This window comes from Marinactinospora rubrisoli (assembly GCF_042664915.1).
In the GTDB taxonomy this organism is placed as follows: domain Bacteria; phylum Actinomycetota; class Actinomycetes; order Streptosporangiales; family Streptosporangiaceae; genus Marinitenerispora; species Marinitenerispora rubrisoli.
This window is the reverse complement of the sequence record NZ_JBHTBH010000001.1, coordinates 852,149-878,135: the sequence shown is the minus strand read 5'-3', so window position 1 is coordinate 878,135 and position 25,987 is coordinate 852,149. Positions and strand designations below refer to the sequence as shown.

Below are 25,987 nucleotides of genomic sequence, written 5' to 3'. Positions count from 1 at the left end.
CCTGATGACCACGGCGAACGGGCGGCCCGTCGACCTCCAGGCCCGGATGGAGCTGGAGACCCCCGCCCAGCTCGACCCGCACGCCCGCGAGACCGAGGCGCCGGCCCGTCCGGAGGCGGAGCAGGCGGACTCCACCCGGCTGGGCCCGGACAGCGCCCGGAACATGATCAACGGTGGCCGGCCGGACGCCCCTCAGCGCACGCCGCGGGCCGAGGCGCTCGACACGATCCCGACCTACACCCAGAAGATCAGCACCACGGTCGGCGACGTCGACATGCGGCAGCGGGTCTACGGGGTGCTCGACGGTGCTCCGGGGCTGCAGCGGTTCCTCAAGGAACGCGCCGGGCACGACTTCTACCCCGCCCACTACGCGGGCGGGCAGCTCGCCTCGCACTCCGACCGGCTGTTCACGGCCCCTCCGGGGTACCGGTCGCGGAACTGGATGCGGGACTTCTTCTTCAGCGGCCGGCACACCACCGCGCTGTTCGCCGACCGCACCGACGCCACCTTCCACGACCCGCGGCCGAACTCCTCCGTCAAGATCAGCTCGCAGCACGACACGAACATCACCCGGAGCAAGGGCTCCTCCTGGACGGGCGGCATCGAGACCGAGGCGCGCGGGGCCGGTAACCCCAACCCGTCCGCCGAGGGCCTGCGCGCGTCACAGGGCTCGGACCGGCTCCGCGCCGACCAGGCGAACGCCCCCACCACGCAGGCGGTCTGGAACCCCTTCACCGGGTCCCGGACCATCTCCGCCACGTCGCAGGCGGAGTCGGCGACCTATTCACAGAAGACGAGCTTCCAGCCGCAGGGCGGCAGCGTCCCCTACACCGCGGACCTGAGCATCACCGGGGCGGCCGAGATCCGCAAGGACTGGGACTTCGCGGTCAACATCCCGCGGCGTCCCGGTGACGACGGTTTCCGCGCCGAGCAGTTCGGCGCCGCGCAGGCGGAATTCGGCTACGCGCCCGCACAGGCCCTGTACCGGACGGGGCTCGTCAACGACCGGTACGACCCCGCCACCGGCGAGGCGGGTCCGCAGCCGAACCCGCGGCTCGGCACCGACCGGTTCCGGGTCCGGCCCGGGTTCGAGAGCGCGGGTCAGCACCTGGGCAGCCTGCCGCGGCCGGTACCGAACCCCGACGGGCAGGGCGGCACCGGCCACCGGCCCACCGGCGTCCAGCTCGACGCCCGGCTGCGGCGGGACAACTACATGCTGACCGGCGAGAGCCGCGAGGCGGTCCTGGAAGAGATCACCGCGCACACGACCGGCCGCGGGGCGCCCAAGACCCTGGACGTGAAGCTGGTCGCGCTCGGGAACCGCGCCTCCCGGGGGCCGGACGGCGCGGACCGGCGCGTCGAGGTCGGCAACCAGATCCGGCACGGCACGATCAAGGTCGAGACGGTGCGCGGCCGCCCCACGGTCACCGACCTCGGCGGGAAGGCGACGTTCGGCAACGAGACGTCGCTGGCGACCTCCGACACGGTGAACAAGCCCGGGACCACGAGAAGGGCCACCCGCTTCGAGGTCGCGGAGATCTTCCCGACGGCGTTCCCGGGATCGGATGAGCAGCGGAATCTGCCCAGCGAACTCCCGCGGGACCGCCCCACCAACGTCGCGGTCGCGCCCAACGTCGCCGGCGCGTCCTCGACCACCCGCACCGACAGCGACACCGAGAAGACCACCACCACCTGGACCACCGAGGTGGACGGCCCGTACGCGATCGCCGAGACCCCCGAGCACATCCGGCTCACGGTCGAGTACGGCGACCGCTCCTTCACCATCGAGGGCGACTACGCCACGATCCGGGAGTCCTTCCCGGCCGCCTACCTCGAACTCGTGGACGGCGCCGGCACCGACGAGCGCGGCGCCGCACAGGGGAACGGCCCGGCGCCGGCGCCACGGGTGGTGCACCCGACCGGGCGACTGGACGGCTCGATCCAGGACTGGCGCAACCGGGCGCCGCGGCCGGACGGCGACGGCCGGCGGCCGGACGTGCCGATCGCGCCGCTGACCGTCCAGGACCACGGCACGAACGTCACCGACGCCGCCTACGTCGCGATCGCCCGCGCCCACGGCTGGCAGCACACCGGCGACCTCCAGCCCGCGGACATCCAGCGGGCCAAGGACCACGCCATCAGGAACGCGGGGATCCGGCCGGACAACGACCCCGTCCTCACCACGATCAACGACGACTCCCTCAAGGCCTACCTCAACGGCGCGCGTCAGCAGGACGGCACGGAACTCCTCGACATCGGCCGGACCCGCTGGCGGCTCGGTGCCAACCTGCACACCGACCGCGCCACCCTCATCGACGTCGCCGTCGACTCCTCCACCAAGGAGTCCCGTTCGACCAGCACCTCGCACACGTCGGCGGTCACCGAGGCGGGCAGCACCGGCGGCTCCATCCCGCTCCGGCCGGCGGGGACCACCGCCGACGATCCGCCGCAGGACACCCCCACCGCGCCGACCCGTAGCGCCGGCCTGGCCGGCGGAGCCGACCTCAACCCCAGCGGAGAGCGCAGCGGGACCCGCACCGACGGACGCACCGACAGCGACCACCCGGTGCCCGGCCCGGACGCCACGTCCAAGCGCTCCTACCTGGTCACCGTCCCGGTCGACTGGGTGGTGTCCGCCGAGGTGCCGCACCGCTCGATCCCCGGTCTGGGCCGGCAGCCGACGCGCGGGATGGCCGAGGCCCCGTCCACGGTCACCGGCTGGATCAGCGAGAGCGACGCCCGTGCCCTCGGCCTGCTGGACCAGACCCGGTCCAAGGCGTGGGACCGGGTGGCGGACGCCCAGGAGAGGCTGGGCGACGCGGAGAAGACCTACTACGAGGAGCGCGCCAAGCTGCCGCCGCTGGTCCGGCGGCTGCTCGCCGACCCCGGCGACCGGGACGCGCTCGACGACTACACGGCCGCGGAGCGGGACTACCAGAAGGCACGGCGGGAGTTCGAGAAGCGGTTCGCCGCCTGGCGGGACGCGCTGGACCGCGCCCGCGCCACGATCGGCCACCCCGGCGCCTGGTCCGGCACGGCGACCCCCACCGTGAGCTCGCCGCACGAGTCCGGCAGCAGCACCCCCATCGACGGTTCGCTGTACGACGCCGGCACCGGCCGGCGGGGCGATCCCGGCTCCGACCCGGGCCCGTCCACCCGTCGCGGGGCTCCCACCTCCGACCCGGGCCCCTCCACGCGCCGGGGCGGCACCAACGTCACCGTCATGCGGGCGGAGATCGACCCGAGCGTCCCGGTCCCGCGCGACGCCACCGACGGCGACCGCACGCCCCCGACGCCGGTGGACGACGCGTACGCCCGCGTCGGACGTGCCAACGCCGACGTCCTCCGCTTCGAAACGGGCCTGGAGGACACCCGCCGCGACCTCGGCCTGGCCGACGACGACCTCAGCTACCTCGGGGGCAAGGTCGAAGCCGCCCAACGCCGCCTCACCGCCGCCCAAGCCGAGATCGACCTCGCCCAAGCCCTCAAAGCAGACGCACGCGACGGCAACCTCAGCGAAGCCCGCGCGCCAGAACAAGACCAGCGCTCACAGAACGAACTCCAACGCGCCCAAGCCGACCTCGACCGAGCCCGCGAGAACTTCGAGCGCGCCGGCGGCTCCTACCGCCCCGACGGCACCCCCGACACCCCCATCCGGTTCGACTCCGCCACGACCACGACCACCGGCGGCACACCGGACCGCACCCCCGACCCGCAGACCGTCGAGAGCTCCAACGGCTTCCGCGACCTGGCCGAGTCCGTCCCCGACCTGGAGTCCCCGGAGGTCTGGGCGCTCTTCGACCTGACGACGAGCGCGCCGGCCGTCCCCTCCACGTCGCGGGCCACCGGCGATCTGCTGTCCGCCCCTGTGGACGCGGTCGCGGAATCGGCGCTGAACCAGAGCATCCCGCCCTTCGAGCGGCCGGCCGGAGAGTACGACGACCCGCACGCCCCTGTCGTCCGCGACTTCGCGGTGACGGGCACGGAGCAGCCGGAGCCGCTGCCGGAGCCGGTGCGGCAACGGCAGAACGAGGCCGCCGCCGCCCACACCGCCTACACCGACCTGCGGCAGCGCGTGCAGGAGGCCGCCGCGGACCTCGAAAGGGCCGAGACCCGGGTCGATGACTCCCAGGAAGCGGTCACCTCCTCGACGTCCAAGCACGAGAAGGCCGAAGAGGCCGCGAACCAGGCGCGGACGGACCGGCAGACCGAGGTGGACCGCCACCGGACGCGTGTCGCCGACGCCGAGCGCCGGGCCGCCGAGTCCGACCGCCGGGCGGCGGAGTCCCGCGAGCGCCTCGGGCGGTCCGCGGACGCGCTGCGCGACGCCGAGCAGGCCCGCGAGGAGGCCGCCCGGAACGCGGCCGGTATTCGCACCTCGGCCGAGGCCGCACACCGCGCGGCCCTCGACCAGGCCGCCGAAATCCGCACCGCCGCCGGCCGGTCCGCCGACCCGGAGGCCGCGAACGCCCGGGCCGACGCGGTCGAACGCCAGGCGGACCAGGACCGGGACGCCGAGAACGCCCGCGCCGACCGGATGGTGCGGGAGGCCGACGACGCCCTCCGCACCGCCCGGGGCCGGCGGCAGCGGGACGAGGAGCGTCTCGCGGACGACGTCCGCACCGCCGAGCGCGACCATGACGCGGTGCGCCGGGAACGGCACATCCTCTCGGAGCGGACGTCCGCGCACGACCGCGCCGTCCATGACGCCGACGAGGAGCTGCGCAAGGCGCGCGACATCCGGGAGCGGGACGAGCGCAACCTGCTGCGGGACCAGTACGACCTCGCCCGCGCCGGGCGGGCCTACGGCGACCTTCTCCAGAGCGCCGCGGACGCCGGTCAGCGGCTGGTCGGCATCCGGGACGGACTGCGCGACGCCCTCGCCGACCACCACCGGTCGGCCGCCGAAGAGGCGCGGCGCGCCCGCGACGAGGCGGCGGGCGTGCGGGACCGCGCGGTGCGGGACCGCGACGCCCTGCTGGATGAGCAGGCGGGTCTCCCCGCGACGATCGACCGCGCGGTCCGGGACGGCGACGCCGCCGCGGAGGCCGCGGCCCGCGACCGGGCGGCGGCGCTGCCCGAGGAGATCTCCACCGCCGAACAGCGGGTCAGCGACGCCCAGAGCACGTACGAGCAGCGCAACACCGAGTGGGAGCGCGCGAGCGCCGTCGTCCGCGACGGCGAGCGGAACGCGGCGCAGGAGTCCGCCGAGGACCGGGAGAAGGCCGCGTCCTTCGACGAGTACCGCACGGAGGGCCGCGAGCTGTCCGAGGAGGCCGCGGAGACGATCCGCCGCCTGCAGCCGCGCGTCGACGCCCTCGAAGACGTGCCCGGCAAGACCCGGGAGGACGACCTCGGCACCTACTCCCGGCAGCTCGACCACCTGCTCGGCAGTGAGCTGCTGGACCCGCACCGCGTCAAGCTGAACGTGACGGACGGCGATCTCAGCGGCATCGACGCCGTCCTGAACCGGTTCGGCGATCTCGACGCGGACGCCCGGGCGCGGTTCAAGGCCGACTTCGCCCGCGACCCCTACCCGTTCTTCAGCCACGACGGCCACACCGTGAACACCGCGAACGGCAAGGTCAAGCTGCGGCTGCGGTCCACGGGCAACGACTGGCGCCGCGTGGGCGATCCGCGCGCCAAGCTCGATGACGGCACGCCGAACGCCTACAGCGCGGACGGCACCTCGCGCGACACCAAGCACACCGACACGCGCGGCGGCAGCGCCCAGCGCGGCCTGGGCGGGTCCGTCACGATCAGCCCGATGGACGTGGTGCCCATCGGGCGCGCGGGTCCCGCCATCGTGCCGATGCTGCAGGTCTCGTGGAACCAGCCGTCCGTCTCGGAGACGGTCAACCAGAGCGTCGGCGCCAAGACGGAGACGGCCGTCTCGGGCAAGGCGGTGGACTACTCGACCTCGCTGACGGCCGAGCTCACCGTCACGCCGGACACGGCCGCCCCCGAGTCCAGCGACTCCGCCGAGTCCACCGACGGCGAGGACATCCCCTTCTCCGGAACCACGTCGTTCCGGCAGGACGACGGCATCACCATGACCGTGGAACTCGCGGACCGCACCACCACCGAGGCGCCCGCGGAGTTCACGCTCCACGATCCCTTCGCCCCGCGCGCCTCAGACACCGCGCCGGCCGGCAACCCGGTCGGCCCGCGTGCCGCCGGGACGCATGGAGCGGCCGTCAACGGCATCCGCCACACGGGCCCGGACTCCCGGTCCTTCACCGACTGGGTGGTCGACCACGTCAACCGGCCGCGGTCCCGGACGCTCTGGCAGCGGTTCAAGGACGCGACGCTGCCGAACTTCCTCCGGCACTACAAGCCGAACCCGAAGAACGCCGACGACATCCGCGAGGCGCTGTCGGACGACTCGATCCGCGACATGCTGCCGGACCTCACCCGGGGACCGGTGCCCCTCGTCGTCACCGACAACAGCGGCCGCGAGCACCTCGCGAAGATGTGGTCGGTCCCCGAGAGGTTCAGCCGATTCGACGACCAGCCCACGAAGCTGGATCTGGACCGCAAGACCGAGACCGGTAAGGAGGCCGACGGCTCACTCCAGCGCAACAGCGGGCTCAGCGCGGGCCTGGGCGTCGGCGCGGTCGTGCAGATCCTCGGCAGCCTGCTGCGGCTCGACGTCCCGATGGTGGACTACCGGCACGACCGGGACCGGTCCGTGGGGAACTCGCGGAGCGCGGGCGGCACGTCCAACGCGATCGCGAAGACCGGCGACGCGGCGATCTACGACGTGCGCCGGAACTACTACCTGCAGTTCGAGGGCGAGGACACCCCGCACCGGTTCACGGGGAACACGGTCGAGGTGCTGGCGGTCGACGACGCCCAGCTCCTGGCCGACCCGCACCGCAACGACGCCGACGCACAGGCACGCCGCGACCACGCCCCGGTCTACCCGCACCTGCGCCGGGACCGCCCCGACCACCTCGGCGGAACCACCATCCGCGGCATCACCTGGGAGGACGGCAACCGGTACGCCTCCCGGGAGCCGGACACGGCGCGGGACACGGCGTCGGACACGGCGTCCGATGTTCCGCGGACCACCGAGGCGCCGGCCACCGCGCGGCCGGAGAGCGACACCGTGCGCCAGGACGGCCGGGAGACCGGCACGGCGGACCCGGCCGGGACCCCGCCGGACGGGGAGCGGGCCACCGCCCCGCCGCGGACGGTGTTCGACGCCTACGCCCAGCAGGTGCTCGACGGGATCGCCCGCAGGTACCCGGGCCTCGTGGTGCCCGAGATGGCGCGCGCCCGCGAGGACTACGCGCTGCGGCCGGGCGACGAGCACGACGACGCGTTCTTCTCCCGCGAGAACCACTTCCGCCGCAGCCACCCCGTCGCGATCTACAACACGGCTCGCGTCCTGGAGACGATCTCCGAGCAGAACCTGACCGGCCGCGGCCAGACCGGCGACTGGTTCAACGAGGGCGTCGACCTGCACCTCTACGAGACCGCCCAGGTCAATCCCGACCTCAGCAACTTCAACCCCTGGAACCCGGACAAGGAAGGGTGGTTCCTCCCCGACATCGTCACCGTGCGGCTGACGGCCACCCCGCACGACCGGGAGTTCGGCGGCACCGTCACCAAGAACCGCACCGCCGACTCCGGAGCCGGGACCGCGGGCCGGCAGCGCAGCGAGGAGCACGAGCGCGGCCACACTCTCGGCGTGCGGGTGCGCGCGATGTTCCGGGACATGGGCGACCGGGACGCCCGGCTGATGCCGCGGCTCCAGGCCGGCGGCGGGGTCCGGGCGCAGGGGTCGTACTCGACGAGCACCGGCCTGGAGACCGGCCAGTCCGAGAAGCGCACCGCGGCGTTCAGCCACAAGGGCGACACCGACATCTGGTCGTACCGGATCGACCTGCACGCCGAGATGGGCAAGTTCCGCAAGTTCGACGACCTCCCCCCGGACCAGCGCGAAGTACGCACCGGCTCCGCCCGCGACACCTTCCGGCCCCAGGACGAGCGCGGCCCCAACCGCTACGACGGCCACCGCGTCGACCTCATGACCGACGCCAACGGCCAGCCGGTACGCATCACCGCCCGCATGGAGCTGGAGACCCCCGCCCAGCCCGACCAGACGGCCCGGGAAGCGCAGCCGGAGAGCGCCGTCGACGCGCCCGCGCGGAACGAGTCCGTCAAGCTGACCCCGGACGCGGCCCGGCGGATGATCAACGGCGGCCGGCCGGACGCCCCGGCCCGGACACCGCTGACCGCCGCGCTGAACCAGATCCCCACGTACACGTCGAACATCAGCTCGGCGACCGGCGACCGCAGCCAGCGCCAGCGGGTCTATGAGATCCTCGCCGGCGCCGCCGGACTGCAGCGCTTCCTCAAGCGTCCGGCCGGCCACGACTTCTTCCCGACCTTCTTCTCCGGGGAGACCCTGGCCGGACACGCCGAGCGGCTGTTCTCGACCTCGCCCGGGCACCGGACGCGCAACTGGCTGCGCGGATTCTTCCTCAGCGGCCGGCAGACCGTCGCGCTGTTCGCCGACCGCACCAACGTGGCCTTCCACGACCTGCTGCCGAACTCCACGCTGAAGTTCACCACGCAGCAGGAGACCAGCATCAGCCGGAGTGCGGGCACCTCCAAGAGCCTGTCCCTCGAAGGCGACGTGCGCGCGATCGGCAACCCGAACGAAAGCGCCAACTCCGCGCGCAACGCCCAGGGGCCGAACGACCCCAACCGGGGACTGCTCCGCGCCAACGACGCGAGCAACCCCAGCATCCAGGCGGCGTGGAACCTGTTCAGCCTGGGCCGCGGGTGGAGCGACGGCACGTCGGAGTCCGCGACCTTCACGGAGAAGACGAGCTTCAAGCCGCATGGCGGGGTGCGGACCTACAACTCGGACGTGCGGCAGACCGAGGTCGCCGAGGTCCGCCGCGACTTCGACTTCATGATGAACGTCCCCCGCCACGCCAAGGGGGACCAGCACCGCGGCTTCCAGCACACCATCGGCAACGAGGAGTTCGGTTACGCGCCGCTGCCCGATCTGTACGACGCGGGGCTCGTCAACGACCGGTACCTCCCACCTGAGACGCCCCCGGACGGCGCCGAGACCGGAACTCCGGAGAGCCGGAGCACCGGCCGGACCGAGCCGCAGCCCAACCCGGACCTGCGCCCGGACCGGTTCGAGGTGCGGCCGGGGTTCGAGGACCGGGGCCAGCGGCTGAAGAGCGTCCCGCGGACTCCCCCGCCGGGGGCCGGGGCGGACCCGCTCGGCGTGCAACTCGCCGACCGGCTGAAGCAGGACAACTACGTACTGACCGGCGAGAGCCGCGAGGCGGTCCTGGCCGAGATCAACGCGCACGCCACCGCGCGAAAGGCGCCGAAGAGCGTTCCGGTCAAGCTGTACGCCGACGAGGGCCGCGCCTCCCGGGGACAGGGGGACGACCGGCGGGAGCGGCCGCGCGTCGAGTTCGACAACCAGACCCGCGACGCGACCATCCAGGTGGAGACGGTCCGCGGGCGCCCGAGCATCACCCGGGCCGGCGGCGGGGCGACGTTCGGGCACGAGATCTCCCTGGCCGGCAAGACCAAGGAGAAGGAGGGCGAGAGCTCCAGCACCGGCACGCGCATCGAGGTCGCGCCGCTGATCCCCACGCCGCTGCCCGGCGGGGACCAGCCGCGGAACCTGCCCAGCGAGCTCCCGCCGAACCGCTTCACGAACATCACACCGGCGCCGCGCATCGGGGTCTCCAGTTCCGAGGGCGAGAACACGAGCACGGCGGAGAAGGACACCACCACCTGGATCTCCGAACTCATCGGCCCCTACGCCGTCGCCGAGACACCGGAGCACATCCGGCTCACCGTCGAGTACGGCAGCCGCCGGTTCACCCTTGAGGGCGACTACGCCACCGTCAAGGAGTCGTTCCACGCCGCCTACCTCACCGCGAAGGACACCCCGGCCGGAACCGGCACCACCGGCTCCGGTACCGGCGGCCAGGACGGTGACGGCTCCACCGGCGACCGGACGGCCGAGACCCCGGCCTCCGACGGGCAGGACGGCACCACGGTCGCCACCGAGCGGACGGCCGAGACCCCGGCTTCCGACGGGCAGGACGGCACCCGGCGCGATGAGCGCGGTAGCGGGACCGCACCGACGCCGCGGCCGGAGACCGCCCCGGCCCTGTTCAGGGACGCCATCCGGGACTGGACCCCCGAAGACGGACGGTCCGGATCGGCCGACCGTCCCACCATCAAGTTCATCCCCCTCTCGGTGGAGGCCGACGGCCACGGCATCACCGACGCCGGATACGTCGCGATCGCCCGCGCCCACGGCTGGTCGCACACCGGCGATCTCGATTCCGCGGCGCTCCAGCAGGCCAAGGACCACGCCATCAAGAAGGCCGGGATCCGGCGCGACAACGACCCCATCAGCGGCAACATCAACCGGGACGCCGTCCGGGCCTACTTCAACGACGCCGCCGAGCCGGACGGGGTCGACCTGCTCGACATCGGCCGGACCGAGTGGAAGCTCGGCGCGAAGCCGCGGTACCACGAGGCCACCGTCATCGACGTCGCCGTCGACTCTCAGGCCAAGGACCTCCGTTCGCACAGCACCACCACGTCCACCGCGGTCCCCACGTCCGGCTCCACCGGCGGGGGTATGGCGATCCGGCCGGCGGGCATCTTCACCGAGGGGAGTCCGGGCGCCGCCCAGGGCGGGACCACCGGCGGCACCACCTCCGACGGAATGCGCGGGGACACCGTCCTGCTGTCCGGCCAGCTCGGCTTCGACACGGGCACCGGCGACCGCGCCACCCGCACCGACGACGAGGCCGACGGCGGGCACACCGTCAACAGCCCCCCGGCCGACTCCAAGCGCTCCTACCTGGTCTCGGTCCCCACCGACTGGGTCATGGCCGCGCAGTACACCCACCGCCGCATCCCCGGCTTCGGCCGTGGGACGACCATCGGCATGGCGAGCGTGCCGTCGAGGGTCACCGGCTGGATCAACGAGTCCGACGCCCGTGAGCTCGGGCTGCTGCCCCAGGACCCGGAGGACGCCAAGGAGTGGACGCGGGCCTGGGACGCCGTCGCCAAGGCGCAGAAGGATCTCTCCACCGCCGAGAAGAAGTACTACACGGAGCGCGCCAAACTGCCGCAGCTGGTCGACCGGCTCACCGCGGCCGACCGCGCCGTCGACGACGCGCGGGACGCGCTCGCCGCGGCGAGCAGGTTCGCCGACGGGGCGCGCCGCGACGGTGACGAGACCGAGCGCGACGTGGAGGTCATCGCCCGGGCACGGGATGACCTCCGCAACGCCGTGGCGGACGCCCGTGCGGCCCGCACGGAGTACGAGGACGCCGAAACGGCGTACGGCAAGGCCCGCGAGGACTTCGAGAAGAAGTTCGACACCTGGTGGGGCGAGCTGGGGAAGGCCCGGCGGCACATCGGCGACCCGGCCGTGCGCACCGGCCCGGCCGACGATGCCGCACAGGAGTCGCCGGGAGACACGTCCGGGCCGCGCACCGTACGGCTGCCGGAGTTCGGCGAGGCCGGCCGGGCGAACACGCCGACGGCGGCGCCGCCCGCGAACCAGCCGACCGGCGACGTCACGGTCATGCGGGTGGAGGTGGACCCGACGGCGCCGCGCACCGCGCCGGACGGATCGGCCGACCGCGCGGTGGCCGACGCGCGCAATCGGGTGGCCCGCGCCCAGGTCGACGTCGTGCGGTTCGAGACCGACCTGGAGCAGAGCCGGACCAACCTGGACCTCGCCGACGACGACCTCTACTACCTCGGCGGGCTCGTGGAGGCCGCGCAGCGCCGGGTCGACGCCGCCCAGGCGGAGATCGACCTCGCCCAGGCGCGCCTGGAGGACGCCCGCGGCAGCCGCATGGGCACCGAAACGGCGCGGGACGAGATGGCCCGCGCCCGGACCGAACTCGACACCGCCCGAACCGGCCTGGACCGGGCCCGCGACCGCTTCACGCAGAACGGCGGCACCTTCACCCCCGAAGGCTCCCCGGTGCGCCCCGCGCCCACGGTGCCCGGGGACACCGGCCGGCCTCCGGCTCCGGAGACGTTCCGGCCCGCCGTGCAGCCGCAGACGTCCGGCACCGATTCCGCCGCCCCTCGCCCGGCGGCCACCGGAACACCGGAGGACGCCCGCCCCGCCACCACCCCGGCGCCGGCCGTCTCCGACGACCTGCTGGCGCGCTTCTCCGCGGCTCTCGGCCCGCAGCCGACCGGTGACGCCGGCCGCGACAGTGCGCACGAGTCCGGCAGCACGCGGACGCCCGAGCCGCTGCCCGCCGACCTACCGGCCGACCAGCGCGCCGGGCAGCACGACCCCGTGCGGGCCTTCCCGGTGTTCATCGACCCGTCCCTCCTGGGTTTCGACCCCGGCCTCCCGAACCACACCGCGCCCCGCCCCACCGACATCCCCCAGCAGGCCCAGGACGAGATCACCCGGGAACTCAGCACCAGCCTGCACCCCGACCTGCCCCCCGAAGCCGCCTTCCCGCTCTTCACCGCCTACTACAACCACCACGTCAACGGCGTCCCACTCCCAGAAGACGTCGCACCCGCCCTGCTCGACCAATGGGACCGCTGGCGTCAATCCGGGTCGCTCTTCTGGGCCCACCTCACGCTCCAAACCCACGGCGTGCCCATCCCCGACGGCCTCTGGACCCAGATCGATCCCTTCGACCCGGGCCCCCAGATCCACACCGCGCCCCGCCCCACCGACATCCCCCAGCAGGCCCAGGACGAGATCACCCGGGAACTCAGCACCAGCCTGCACCCCGACCTGCCCCCCGAAGCCGCCTTCCCGCTCTTCACCGCCTACTACAACCACCACGTCAACGGCGTCCCGCTGCCCGAAGAGGTCGCGCCCGCCCTGCTGGACCAATGGGACCGCTGGCGCCGATCCGGGTCGCTCTTCTGGGCCACCGGCACACTCCAGACCAACGGCGTGCCCATCCCCGACGGCCTCTGGACCCAGATCGATCCGTTCCTCGTCGACAACACACCGCCCGCCGTGCCCCGCGACCCATCCGCGTCCTTGGGCGACGGGATCACGGATCGCCTGCAACGGGACACCCGGCTCGATCGCGACAGCGCCGCGAAGCTCTTCAACGCCTATCTCGAGTTCAAGCAGGGCGTCCCGATGCCGGATCTCGTCGCGCGTTTCCGCAGCACCGCTCAGGAGGCGCCCGAGATCGAGGCGCTTCTCCAGGAGGGAATCGAACGGCGCATCCGCGAGCAGTGGGACCAGTGGCACCACTCCGGCGCGCTCGACGACGTCTTCGACCTCCTGGCGGCGAACGGCGCCAGAATCCCCCCGGCCCTGCGGGTGCCCCCGCCCCTGCCCTCGCAGGGCGGCGACGACGAACCCGGTGGCATCGGCACGAACGACGACCGCCGCGACCAGGACGATGAGCAGGTCGTCAACTGGACCGACGAGGAGGTGCTGGACCTCCTCGGGCTGCTGAGTGAGGGGAGGGACGCCCGCCACGCGGATGGCGACCCCGGCGACGGCTACGACGTGCGGATCTACCCGGCGCTCACCGACCCGAGTCCGGACGCCCGGCCCGGCACCGCCGCCCCCTCCGGAACCGGCACGCGGCCCGACGCCGGTGGCCGGCCGGTGGACGACGCGAGCGCCCGGGTCGCTCAGGCGCAGACCGACGTCGTCCGCTACGAGACCGAGCTGGAGAACGCCCGCGAACGCCAGAACCTGTCCGAGGACGATCCGTACTACCTCGGCGGGCTGGTCGAAGCCGCCCGGCTCCGGGTCACCGCCGCCCAGGCCGAGGTCGACCTCGCCCAGGCCCGCATGGAGGACGCCCAGGGCAGCCTGAGCGGCACCCAGAACGCCCGCGAGGAACTCGCCCGCGCCCGAACGGAGCTCGACAACGCCCGATCGGCCCTCGACCAGGCCCGTGACCGCTTCACCCGGGCCGGCGGCACCTCCACCACCGACGGCGCCCCGGACCGTCCCGCACCGGCGACGCCGGATGACGAGGCGGCAGGGCGGTCCGCGTCGCCCGCACCGTCCGAGGACGGGTACGACGGTGACTCCGACAGCGTGTTCTCCGAGACGGAGTCGGTCGACTGGAACTGGGCGGACGCACCCTCCTGGAACTGGACCAACTGGGCCCAGCAGCAGCACCAGACCCGCGACGACGACGCCTTCGACAACCCGGCCACCGCGCCCGGCGCCGCAGACTCCGGTGGCGACGTCTCCTCGATCCACAGCGACGACTCCGGCTCGGAGAGCGCCGGCTCCGCGAGTACCGCGGCCACGTCCCTCTTCTCCGACGATTCGGCGACCCTCGTCGACAGCGACGCCGACGACGACTCCGCGACGCTCTTCTCCGACAGCGACGCGGATGACTTCGGTTCCGACGCCGCCTCGGACACCTCCAGCGAGTCCGTCCCTTCCCTGGTCGAGGACTCCGGCACGGACGACGGCCGGTCCGACACCGACTCCGAGCGGGACCCCGACGCCCATCCGCTGACCGGCCACGCGCTCCCCTGGAACGACACGCTCACCGTCAACCAGGCGCTCACGGACGCCACTCCGAACGGCGGCCACGGCGGCCGATCCGTGGACGAGGCGCGCGCCGAGGTGGCCCGCGCCCAGGCCGAGGTGGTGCGGTTCGAGACGGACCTGGAGACCGCCCGCGTCAACTTCGGCCTGACCGAGGACGACCCCTCCTACCTCGGCGGGCTCGTGGACGCCGCGCAGCGCCGCGTCACCGCCGCCGAAGCCGAGATCGACCTCGCCCAGGCCCGCCTCGACGACGCCCGCGGCAGCCGCATGGGCACCGAGACCGCGCGGGAGGAAATGGCCCGCGCCCAGGCCGAACTCGACAACGCCCGATCGGCCCTCGACCAGGCCCGCGAACGCTTCACCCAGAACGGCGGCACCTTCAACGACGACGGCACCCCTGACCGGCACAGCCCCGCGATCCCCGACACCGCCGGTCAGTCCTTCGCCACCTCGACCATCGATCGAGCGGACAGCGGAACCGAGAACGACGCCCCGAACCCGGGACGGTTCGCCCACGCCCGGGCGCTCGGCGAACTCGCCCGCAGTGAACTCCGCCAGGCCCTGGACGCCTACCGGGACGCCGTGCGCCTCACGGACGAGGCCACCGCGCACCGGCCCCAGGACGCCGCGCGCGCCGACGAACTGACCGAGCAGGCCGCCGCCGCCCGCGATCGCGCCGCCACCCACACGGCGCGCTACAACGCCATCGCCGACGCCCAGATGCGCGCGATCACCGGCGCACAGAGCAGCGACATCACGGCGTTCCCCGTGCGCGAGCGGCTGCGCAGGTTCGGGCACCGTGCCCGGGACACGTTCGGCCACGGCGAGGGCTCGTCCAGCGCGGGCACCGGGCAGCAGCACTCCTCCCCGGGCTCCGTCCCGGCGCCGGCCCACACCGCGGCACCGCCGGCCGCGGACTGGACCGCGTACTGGGGAACCGGCATGGCGAACGCCATCCGGTTCGGCTCGGAGGCCGACGCCCGGGCGTGGGCGCAGAACTTCACGGTCCCCCCGCTCACGCCGGACGAGCACTACGGCGTCATCGAATACGCGATGCACGGCGGATACATCAACGGGGCACTGCACGGCGAGCGGCCCGACCTCTCGCCGGAGGCCCGCGCCGAGCTGGCGAGGACGGTCGAGCGCGTCGACAGCGCCATCCAGAAGTCCACGACCCCGGACACGGTGATCGTCTTCCGCAATGCGAAGGCGCTCCCGGAAGTGGGCGCGTACGCGCACGACCCGGACAGCATGTACGCCATCGTCGGGCGGACGCTGACCGACGTCGCCTACCAGTCGACCTCGATGGCGTCGGAGGGCATCACGTTCTCCGAACGGCCGATCACCGTCATGCTCAAGGTGCCACAGGGCTACCCCGCGCTGAACGTGATGAACGTGCCGGACAGCCCGTTCCCCGAACAGCAGGAACTCGTGCTGCCGCGCAACACGACGTACGTGATCCACGATGTCCAGCGGGTCGGGGATCGCTGGCTGGTCCAGGCCGAGGTGGTCCCCACCGGGTGGCGGCCTCCGGCGGGCTGGCGGCCGTCCCCCCGGGCCGACGTGCCTCTGGCGCCCGCCGCTCCCCCCGTCCAGACCGATGCACCCGCCCCACCGCCCCGGCCGTCCCAGGTCCCGCCGGAGGTGCGGGAGACGATCCGCGCGGAGCTCCGCGACGGCGCGGCCGGACCGTCCTACGAGTTCGACGCCATTTCCGAACTGGGTTCGGACAAGCTGCTGCGCGCCTTCGACGCCGTCTACGACCACCGCGTCCTCAACGTGCCGCTGGACCAGGCGGCCGCCGGGCTTCCGGCCGACGTGGTCCCCGAGGGGTACAGCCCGGAGTACTTCCTGCGGATGCTCGACTGGCGCTGGAACGCGACCGGCGCCCTGCGGACCGTGCTCGGCGAACTCGGCCGGTACTCCTCGCCCGCCCCGGGTGGCGGCGCCCCCACGTACCGCGTGTACCCGGTGCTCACCGACCCGGCGGCCGGCAACGGGAACGCGCCGGCGGACGGCGCCGTTGCGCGCGCCGGGGACGCCGAGCGCCCGGACGGCGGCCGATCCGTGGACGAGGCGCGCGCCGAGGTGGCCCGTGCCCAGGCCGACCTCGTCCGGTTCGAGACCGACCTCGAGGACACCCGCACTAACTTCGCCCTGTCCGAGGACGACCCGTACTACCTCGGCGGGCTCGTCGAGGCCGCCCAGCGCCGCGTCACCGCCGCCCAAGCCGAGATCGACCTCGCCCAAGCCCGCCTCGACGACGCCCACGGCAGCCGCATGGGCACCGAAACCGCGCGGGAGGAAATGGCCCGCGCCCAGGCCGAACTCGACCGCGCCCGCAGCCACCTCGACCAGGCCCGCGACCGCTTCACCCAGAACGGCGGCACCTTCAACGCCGACGGCACCCCGGTCCGCCACACGCCGGCGGTTCCGGACGGGGAGGGCCGGCAGGCGGACGCACCGCGATCGCCGGTACCGCTCACCGTGGACCGCCAGGCCCCCGTTTCCGGCGGCGAGAACCGCACCGGGCCGGACGCCGAAGCGGACGCCGCCTCCTCGGTGGACGACGACGCCGCGACCCGCGCCGACGCCCACCTGCGGGAGTGGCGGAACGACCCCGTCCTCAGCGTTGGCATGGCGCACGTCGAACTCGGCTACCCCCGCCCGCAGAACGGGGAGTGGCCGCCCGACGACATCCGCGCCTACATCGCGCCCGCGCCGCGCTGGGAGGGCACGGCGGAGGAGCCCGGCGGCACCGGCATGGACGGGGCCACCCGGTTCGATGACGACCGCGCCGCCGTCCAGTGGGCGAATCAGCACATGCCCACCGACGGAATGAACGGGACACTGCCGTGGCGGCTGCTCACCTTCCCGCAGCAGCGGGCGGTGGAGAGCTACACCGGCGTGGGGTACGAGCTGGTGGACGCCGGACTGCGCGACGGAGCCGTGCCCTCCCACCGCGAACAGGAGTTCGTCCGGCTCGTCGACCACCTCGACCAGGCCATCGACCGGTCCAGGGTGCCCGAGCCGCTCATCCTGCACGCCGGCGCCGATCGCGCGTTGCTCGGCCAGCTGCTCGCCACCGTCGACCCCGACAGCAACGGTGTCCCCAACGCGGAGAACGTCCAGAACCTGGTCGGCAGCACCTTCACCGACCCCAGCTACCTCTCCGCCGGCATCGGCTCCCACTTCCCCGGACGCCGGGACGTCTACCTGATGCTGCGCGTCCCCGAAGGTCATCCCGGGCTCAACGTCATGCGGGTCTCCATCTTCGGCGACGAAGAACGTGGGATCCTGCTGCCGCGCAACACCGACCACGTGATCCACGCCGTCTACCAGCGCCGTATCGACGCCCCGCTCGACGGCGGCACCCGCGACGCCTGGTTCATCGAGGCCGAGGTGGTCCCCACCGGCTGGGAGCCGCCCGCCGACTGGCGTCCCGCCCCGCTCGGCGACGCCGACCGCGGCTACCCCCGCCCCACGGGCGAGCCCGCGCCGTCCACGTGGCCGCCGTACGTGCTCCCGCAGACCACCGCGACCGCGCCCACGGCCGATGGCCCGGCGCCGCAGGCCACACCGGTCGCGGACGGTACCGGCGCGGACGCCTTCGGGCCGGAACCCGGCTGGGGAACGCCGTCCGGCGCCGAGGACGACGGCGCCTCCGATACTTCCTCGACGGACGAGTCCTCCGGGTCCGACGGGGCCGGGCAGTACGTCGTCCACGAGGACGCACCGCCGTCCCCCGTTGCGGACTCCGATGCCGGAGACGACGCGTCCGCCGCCCCGTCGCACCTGGACGACGCCGACTCCGAGGACTCCGACAGCGACGCCGCCTCCACCGTCCTGTTCGACCCCGACGACGCCGAGGGGGAGAACGACACCGACGCCACGTCGCTCTTCTCCGAGAGCGACGACTCCGACGCCGAGTCCTTCGACTCCACCCCGCTCCTGGACAGGGACCTCTCGGACGACGACTCCGACGACGACGCGGGGCCGTCCACCGGCGGCCACGCGATGGCGGGCCCGGCGTTCCCCAACACGCTCGCGGTGTACACGGCGCGCACCGACTCCGCCCCGAACGGCCGGTCCGACGGCACGACGGCCCCCATGAACGGGACGCGGCCGGACGCCGAGGGCCGCGACGGCGCCGCATCGACGCCGCGCCGGGGTGGCGACGCCCCGACCGGCTCGGCGGGCGGCGGCCTCGGTCGCGGCGGACGGCCGGTGGACGAGGCGCGCGCCGAGGTGGCCCGCGCGCAGGCCGAGGTGGTGCGGTTCGAGACGGATCTGGAGACCACCCGCGCCAACTTCGGCCTGACCGAGGACGACCCCTCCTACCTCGGCGGACTCGTGGAGGCCGCCCAGCGCCGCGTCACCGCCGCCGAAGCCGAGATCGACCTCGCCCAGGCCCGCCTCGATGACGCCCGCGGCAGCCGCATGGGCACCGAAACGGCACGGGACGAGATGGCCCGGGCCCAGGCCGAACTCGACCGCGCCCACGCCGACCTCGACCAGGCCCGCGACCGCTTCACCCGGAACGGCGGCACCTACACCACCGACGGCACCCCGGTCCGTCCGGCCCCGGCCGTCCCCGACCCCGCCGGACCCGATGCCCGGACGGGCGACGGCCAGGCGGCGCCGTCTCCGGCCCCGTCGCCCACCACCACCGGCACAGCGGACAGGGACGCGCCCTCCACAACGCCGTCCGACGACACCGCGCTGCGCGAATGGCAGCGCGACCCGACCGTCCAGGTCAACCTGGCGTTCACCGACCCGCCGGCCCCGGGCGCCTCGGCCGGGCAGGCGGGGCCGTCCACGTTCCCCGATGCGCAGCAGCCGCCCGTCGGCCTCCGTCCCACCGACCTCCCCGAGCAGGTCCGGGCGGGCGTCGCACAGGAGCTGGCCGCCGGGCTGCGCCCCGACATCCCCGGCCGCGCCGCCTTCCCGCTGCTCGTCGCCTACTACGACCACCACGTCAACGGCGTGCCGATGACCGAGGTGGCCGCGCCCTTCGCCAACGGCCGTCCGCCCGAGCAGATCGCGCAGGTCATGCGCGACCAGTGGAACCGGTGGCAGCAGGCCGGCTCGCTCTTCTGGGCGGTCAACACCCTCGTCGCCCACGGCGTGCCCGATCCTCGGGGGACGTGGGCGGAACTCCTGCCCGACAACCTGTTCGACGACGCCCGCGACCTTTCGGACGAGTCCTCGGACTCCGGTTCCGACGCGCCCGCACCGCAGAGGCCCGTCCGTGTCCCCACGCCGTTCCGGCAGGAGGTCGTGGAGCATCTCGAATACGACACCCACCCGCGGCTCAACCCCAGTAGCGCCCTGCCGCTGTTCACCGCCTACCTCGCCCACCAGCGCGGCGTTCCCATGCCGGAGATCCTCGCCCGCTTCCGGAGCGCCACCCTCGAACCCGCCCAGGTCGAGCGGATCATCCGTGAGCAGTGGGACCTGTGGTACCGGTCCAACAACCTCAACAACGCCCTGGACGTCTTCTCGGACAACGGCGCCGAGGTCCCGTGGACCATGCGCATTCCTCCCGTGCTGCCGTGGAGGGGCTACGGCGAGGAGCCCGGCGGCGTCGGCATGCGGCACGCCCGCCGCTTCGACAACGACGAGGAGGCCATCGCCTGGGCGCAGTCCACCATGCCGTCCCCCATCCTGGTGGAGGACTCATGGGACGGACTCGCGAAGTACACGGCCGACGGATACGAGGTCGTCAAGGCGGGCCTGCGTGAGGGCCGGATCATGGCGAGCCAGGAGGGGCAGTCCCGGCAGGAGGCCGAGCAGTCCTTCACCGAGCTGGTCCTGAACATCGACACCGGGATCGCCGAGTCCACGTTGCCGGAATCCGTCATCCTGCACCGAGGGGTCAACTGGGACTACGTCGAACGGCTGGTGCGGGACCGCTACCCCGGCACGGGTGCGAACCCGAGGGACCCCAGGGTCCTCCAGACCCTGGTCGGCACGACCTTCACCGACGACAGCTACGCGTCCACGTCCATCGGCACGCACTCCCCCATGCAGCGCGATGCCTACTTCATGATCCGGGCGCCCAAGGGACACCCCGCCGTCAACCTCATGGGCATTTCCAACGTGGGGACGGCCGAGCGGGAGATCCTGCTGCCCCGCGGAACCACGTTCGTGATCCACGCCGTCTACCCGAGGCGGGCTCCGCTCCCGCAGAGCAATGAGATCCGGCCGCAGCTCTTCTTCGAGATCGAGGTCGTGCCCACCGGCTGGGAGCCGCCCCCCGGCTGGCGCCCCGCGCCGCTCGGCGACGCCGACCGTGGGTACTGGAACGCGGACCGGGTTCCGGACGACCACCCCAACACCCCGGTGATCAGCGAGGCCGTCCTGGCACACTGGCAGGACACCACCGGGAACTTCCAGGTCTACACGGCGCTCACGGACGGCGACGGCCGCGATGGCGCCCCGTCCGCTTCGCGGCGCGGTGACGACACCGCGACCGGATCCGAGGGCACCGGGCGGAACCGCGGCGGACGGGTGCCTCCGGCGTCGGTGGACGAGGCGCGCGCCGAGGTGGCCCGCGCCCAGGCCGAGGTGGTGCGGTTCGAGACCGACCTGGAGACCACCCGGACCAACTTCGGCCTGACCGAGGACGACCCCTACTACCTCGGCGGACTCGTGGAAGCCGCCCAGCGCCGCGTCACCGCCGCCGAAGCCGAGATCGACCTCGCCCAGGCGCGCCTGGACGACGCCCGCGGCAGCCGGATCGGCACCGAAACGGCACGGGACGAGATGGCCCGGGCCCAGGCCGAACTCGACCGCGCCCACGCCGACCTCGACCAGGCCCGCGAACGCTTCACCCAGAACGGCGGCACCGTCGACCGGACCTCCTCCGTTCCCCCCACGGCGCCCACGCCCCGGGAAGCGGACGGTACCCCCGCCCCCCAGGGCCGTGGCGACCACGCCGCCGGTACCGCCGTCAACGTGGCGTTCATCGACGCGCCGCAGCCGCCGGCCGGGGAAGGGCAGCGGTCCGCCACCCCGCTGGCCGAGGAGCCGCTCAGCCGGCGGAGCGCGCCCGTCTCCGCGGAATCGGACGACTCCGGCTCCGACGTGGACATGGACAGCGACTCCGACGACGCCATGGACGTCGAGCCCTCCGACGACCCGTTCGACAACGCGGACATGACCCCGCTGCTGGAGGGGTTCGACGACCTCGACCGGGACGATGCCGCCGAGATGCTGCGCATCTACTACGACCACCACGTCAACGGCACCGGCCTCGACTCCGCGTTCGGGAACGACGCCGACATGGAGGAGCAGTACCTCAACAACACCAGGTACTGGCGGGAGACCGGCGCCCTGCTGGAGGCCCTGCACAACCTGGGCGACGCGGGCGTCGCTCCGCCACGGGGAGGCTGGGAGAGCGTCGCCGAGTCCCCCCTCCGCACCGCCGTGCTGACCGAGCAGACCGCCGACCGCTTCGGCAGCCGCCCCGGGCAGACGCGCGACTTCGCCGTCCCCACGGGGAACGGCGCCGTGCTGCCCGCGCGCATCATCCAGCGCGGGGAGCTCCTCGGCTCCACGCACCCGCGGCTCGAGTGGAACCGGATTCCACGGACCACCCCGGACGGCCGGGACACCGTCGAGGCCGTGGTGCGCCTCGAACGGCTGCAGAGCTTCACCGGTCCGCGTCCCGACGTCCTCGTCCGGGCCGAGAACGAACTCGTCCGGACGATGGAAGCCCAGATCAACAACGGGCGCACCGTCACGCACCCGGACGGCTCGGCCGAGCAGATCCCCTACACGCTGCGCAACGGCGCCGAACTCCGTCTCCGCGTGGAACTCGTCGACCGCGGTCAGGCCGACCGGTACCGGCTGCACGGCCACCTCGGCTGGGGCCGGCCCTACCTGGCCGGAACCGGACCGGAGCCCGACCACACGACGGCCGTGCCCGACGTTCTCTCCTGGTTCGGGCTCACCGAGTCCGCCGAATCCCAGGCCGGACGGCTCGGCACCCAGGACCGCCCGCCCGCCCGGGTCACCGCCGTCTCCCTGTCCCGGATCTCCGCCCTCACCGCGGAGCCCACCAGCGCGCCCGCTCCCGTTCACGAGGGCCTGATCGCCCGCGAGCACTGGAAGGACGCCCGCGAGCACGTCCCCGTCACCATCATCGGCTCACGCGACGCCACCTCCGGCGTGGCCCCCCAGCGCGGTGCGGAGGCCAAGTCCCACGCCCTTCCGGCCCGCCGCGCCGCGGCCGACGATCCCGACGGCAAGTCCGTACCGGGTGACCCCGACGGCGCGCCCGAACGCGTGCTCACCGCCCACATGCACCGATACAACGTGCTGTCCCACTTCGAGGCTCGCCGGGTCCCGATCCCCGAAGCGCTCCGCCAGCCCGGCGGTCCGACCCATGTCCTCGAACTCACCACCCGCGTCAAGTTCGACTCCAACGGGATCGACCCCGACGTGATCGCCCAGCGCAAGCGGGCGTACCAGGAGACCCTGGACGAGGTGCTCAACTACCGGCACCGGATTCCCAACGACGACGGGTCGCCCGGCGACCAGCTGCACTTCACGGTCGAGGAGGCCGGCGCCCCCGGCGTCACCGGCCCTGTCTACCGGAGGGTCACGTGGGTTCCGTCCGTGGACGGCGAGCTGCCCCGGAGCAACGCGCGCAACTGGGCGGTGGACGTGCACCCGATCACCCTCGTCCACGAGACGCTGCACATGTTCGGGCTCGTCGACGAGTACCATGAGAGCGACAACCCCGGCATCTTCCGGATCCGCCCGGACCTCTCCCGGGTCGACATGGCCCCCGCCAACCTCATGTCCTGGTCGAACCACGCGTTCGCCCGGCTGCGCGAGCACCACCTGGACGAGCTCGCCGCGATCACCCGCCCCGCGCTCGACCGCGACACCGGCGGGCCCACCCCCTACCGGCCCCCGGTCCGGATCGCGGACCTCACCGAGGAAGCGGCGGAGCGCATCGGCACCCCGCTGCAGCAGGCGGCCCCCGACATCCTGGGCGACACCGAGCAGGCGCTCGAATTCCTCGCCGCCTACCAGGACCACCAGCGCGGCGACAGCGTGGAACAGGTGACCGAGAACCTGGGCCGCTACACGCAGACGCTCGACGACGGCAGCACCCGTCCCTCCACTTCGGAGGAGAAGTGGGAGCTCCTGGAGCAGACGTGGGACGCCTGGCGGGCGGCCGGGGTCCTGGACCCGGCCCTTGCGGAACTGGCGGCGCTGAACGCCCCGCCCTCGCCCACGCCGGGCACTCGGGAGCAGTCACCGGACGACGCCGAGGACTCCGCGCGGCTCAGCGATGACTCCCGCATGGACACCTCCGACGACGAGGACCCGCGCGCGTTCCACCGGTCCGCCCGGCATTCCGGCGACGACGTGCGGGACGCCGGCGACCGCGCGGCCCGCGAGGCCGACGGCCCGTCCCGCGCCGACTCCGCCATGAGCGAGCGGCCTGCACCCCTCGCCGAGGACTCAGACGACACCGGGTCCATCACGGAGACGGACAGCGACTCCGGCGAATCCCTCGACTTCACCAACGTGGACGTGGAGCCACTGCTCTCCGGATTCGACGGCATGACCACGCGGCGGGCGATGAGCATGCTCGTCGACTACCACCGCCACCACGTCGACGGCGAGAGCCTCGACGCCGTTTTCCCGGGCGCCCGCGTCTTCGAGAACGACTTCCTGGCGACCACCGCGGTGTGGCGCGAGAACGGGGTCCTGGAACACGGCCTGCGCCAGCTCGAACACCTCGGGTACCCGCCGCCGGCCGAAGGCTGGGCGAGCATCGTCGACCCCACCCGGCGCACCGTCGCGCTGGACTCGCGGACCGCCGAACGCTTCGGCAGCGTCCCCGGGCAGCATCGCGACCTCTCCGTCACCACCGATGACGGCACGGTGCTGCCCGCCCGGGTCACCCAGCGCGAGCGCATGGACGGCGCCCCGCACCCGCGGTTCGAGTGGAACCGCATTGCGCGGTCCACTCAGGACGGCCGGGACGTCGCACAGGCGGTGGTCCGGCTGGAGCGCGGACGGCCGCCCGCGGACACGGATCCGGCCACGGTCGCCGAAGCCGAGCGGCGGTTCGCCGAGGCGCTGGAGTCCCAGATCAACGACGGACGGCCCGTCCCCGACGGCCAGGGCGGCATCCGGGAACGCGTCCCCTACACCCTGCGCGACGGCAGCGAACTCCGGCTGAAGGTCGAACTCGTCGATCCGGGCCAGGCTCCGGACGCGCTCGCGCTGCACGGCCGCCTCGACTGGGAGGCTCCGGTCTCCCGGGACGCCACGGCGTCGCCGCCCGACCACACCACGGTCGGTCCCGAGATCCTGTCCTGGTTCGGGCTGACCGAGTCCTCCGCGTCCCAGGCCGCACGGGTGGAGGGCAGCGCCCGGCAGGCGGAGGCGAGCGTCATCGACTCGCAGCGGCGCGCCCTGTCGGAGGAGTTCTCGGCCCGGCGGGGCACGACACCGCCCACGCACGACATCGGCTGGAAGGAGTCGCAGGACCTGCGCCGGGCGACGTGGGACCTGAGGCGCGAGGCGAACCGCCTGCGCCGGGATGCCCAGGAGCTGCGCACCCAGGGCGACGTCGCCGGAGCGCTGGCCAAGCAGGCCGAAGCCCGGACCAAGATCGCCGAGGCGCAGACCCGGATGGCCGAGGCGCAGGCCAGGCACCCGGTGCCGCCGCCGTCACGCCAGGCCGGCGCCCCGAACACCGTCCCGGCGTCGCCGGACGCCCGCGCCCGGCAGGCGGAGGCGGCGGCCATGCAGGCCGAGGCCGTCGCGCTGCAGGCGGCGATGCGTGCGCTGGACGCCGAGATCCGGGCCTCCCGGGTGGCCGACCCCGCCGAACAGGCGGCCGTCCGGGCCGAGCTCCCGCCGCGGGTGACCGCCGCCTCCCTGTCCCGGATCTCCGCGCTCACGGCGGAGTCCACGAGCGTCCCGGCCCGCGTTCACCAGGGGCTGGCCCCCGTCGCCGACTGGGAGGGCCCCGGTGGCCGCGCATCGGAGGAGACCCGCCGAGCCTGGGAGGAGGCCCGTCGCCAGGCCCCGGTCACCATCATCAGTTCACGTCTCGACGTCTCGGGTCAGGTCCACGCCGTCCACGAAATGCGGATCAGCTCCAATCCGCCCCGCCCGGCCCGCGTCAACGACCCCGCCGGTATCCGGATCCCCGGCGATCCCCCCGGCGTTCCGGAACGGATCCTCCGGACCAATAGGAGGGCGTACGGCTCCGGCAACACCCGATTGGAGGTCCGCCGGATCCCCATCCCTGCGGAGCACCGGACGCCCGGCGGCCCCTCGCACGTCGCCGAGGTGACCTTGCGCGTCAAGTTCCACAAGAACGGCGTCGACCCCGCGGTTCTCGACCGGAACATGGCCGCGTACCACTCGGAGCTGACGAGGAGGCTCAACCACCGGTTCCGGGTGCCG

Annotated in this window: 1 protein-coding gene (only partly in view); it reads left to right on the top strand. The window is 73.5% G+C overall.

This entire window lies inside a single protein-coding gene on the top strand: locus tag ACFQRF_RS03725, encoding an ADP-ribosyltransferase. The 67,089-nt coding sequence extends 20,807 nt beyond the window's left edge and 20,295 nt beyond its right edge, so the window shows coding positions 20,808-46,794 — codons 6,936 (partial) to 15,598 (complete); the first codon wholly inside the window starts at nucleotide 2. The start codon and the stop codon both lie outside this window.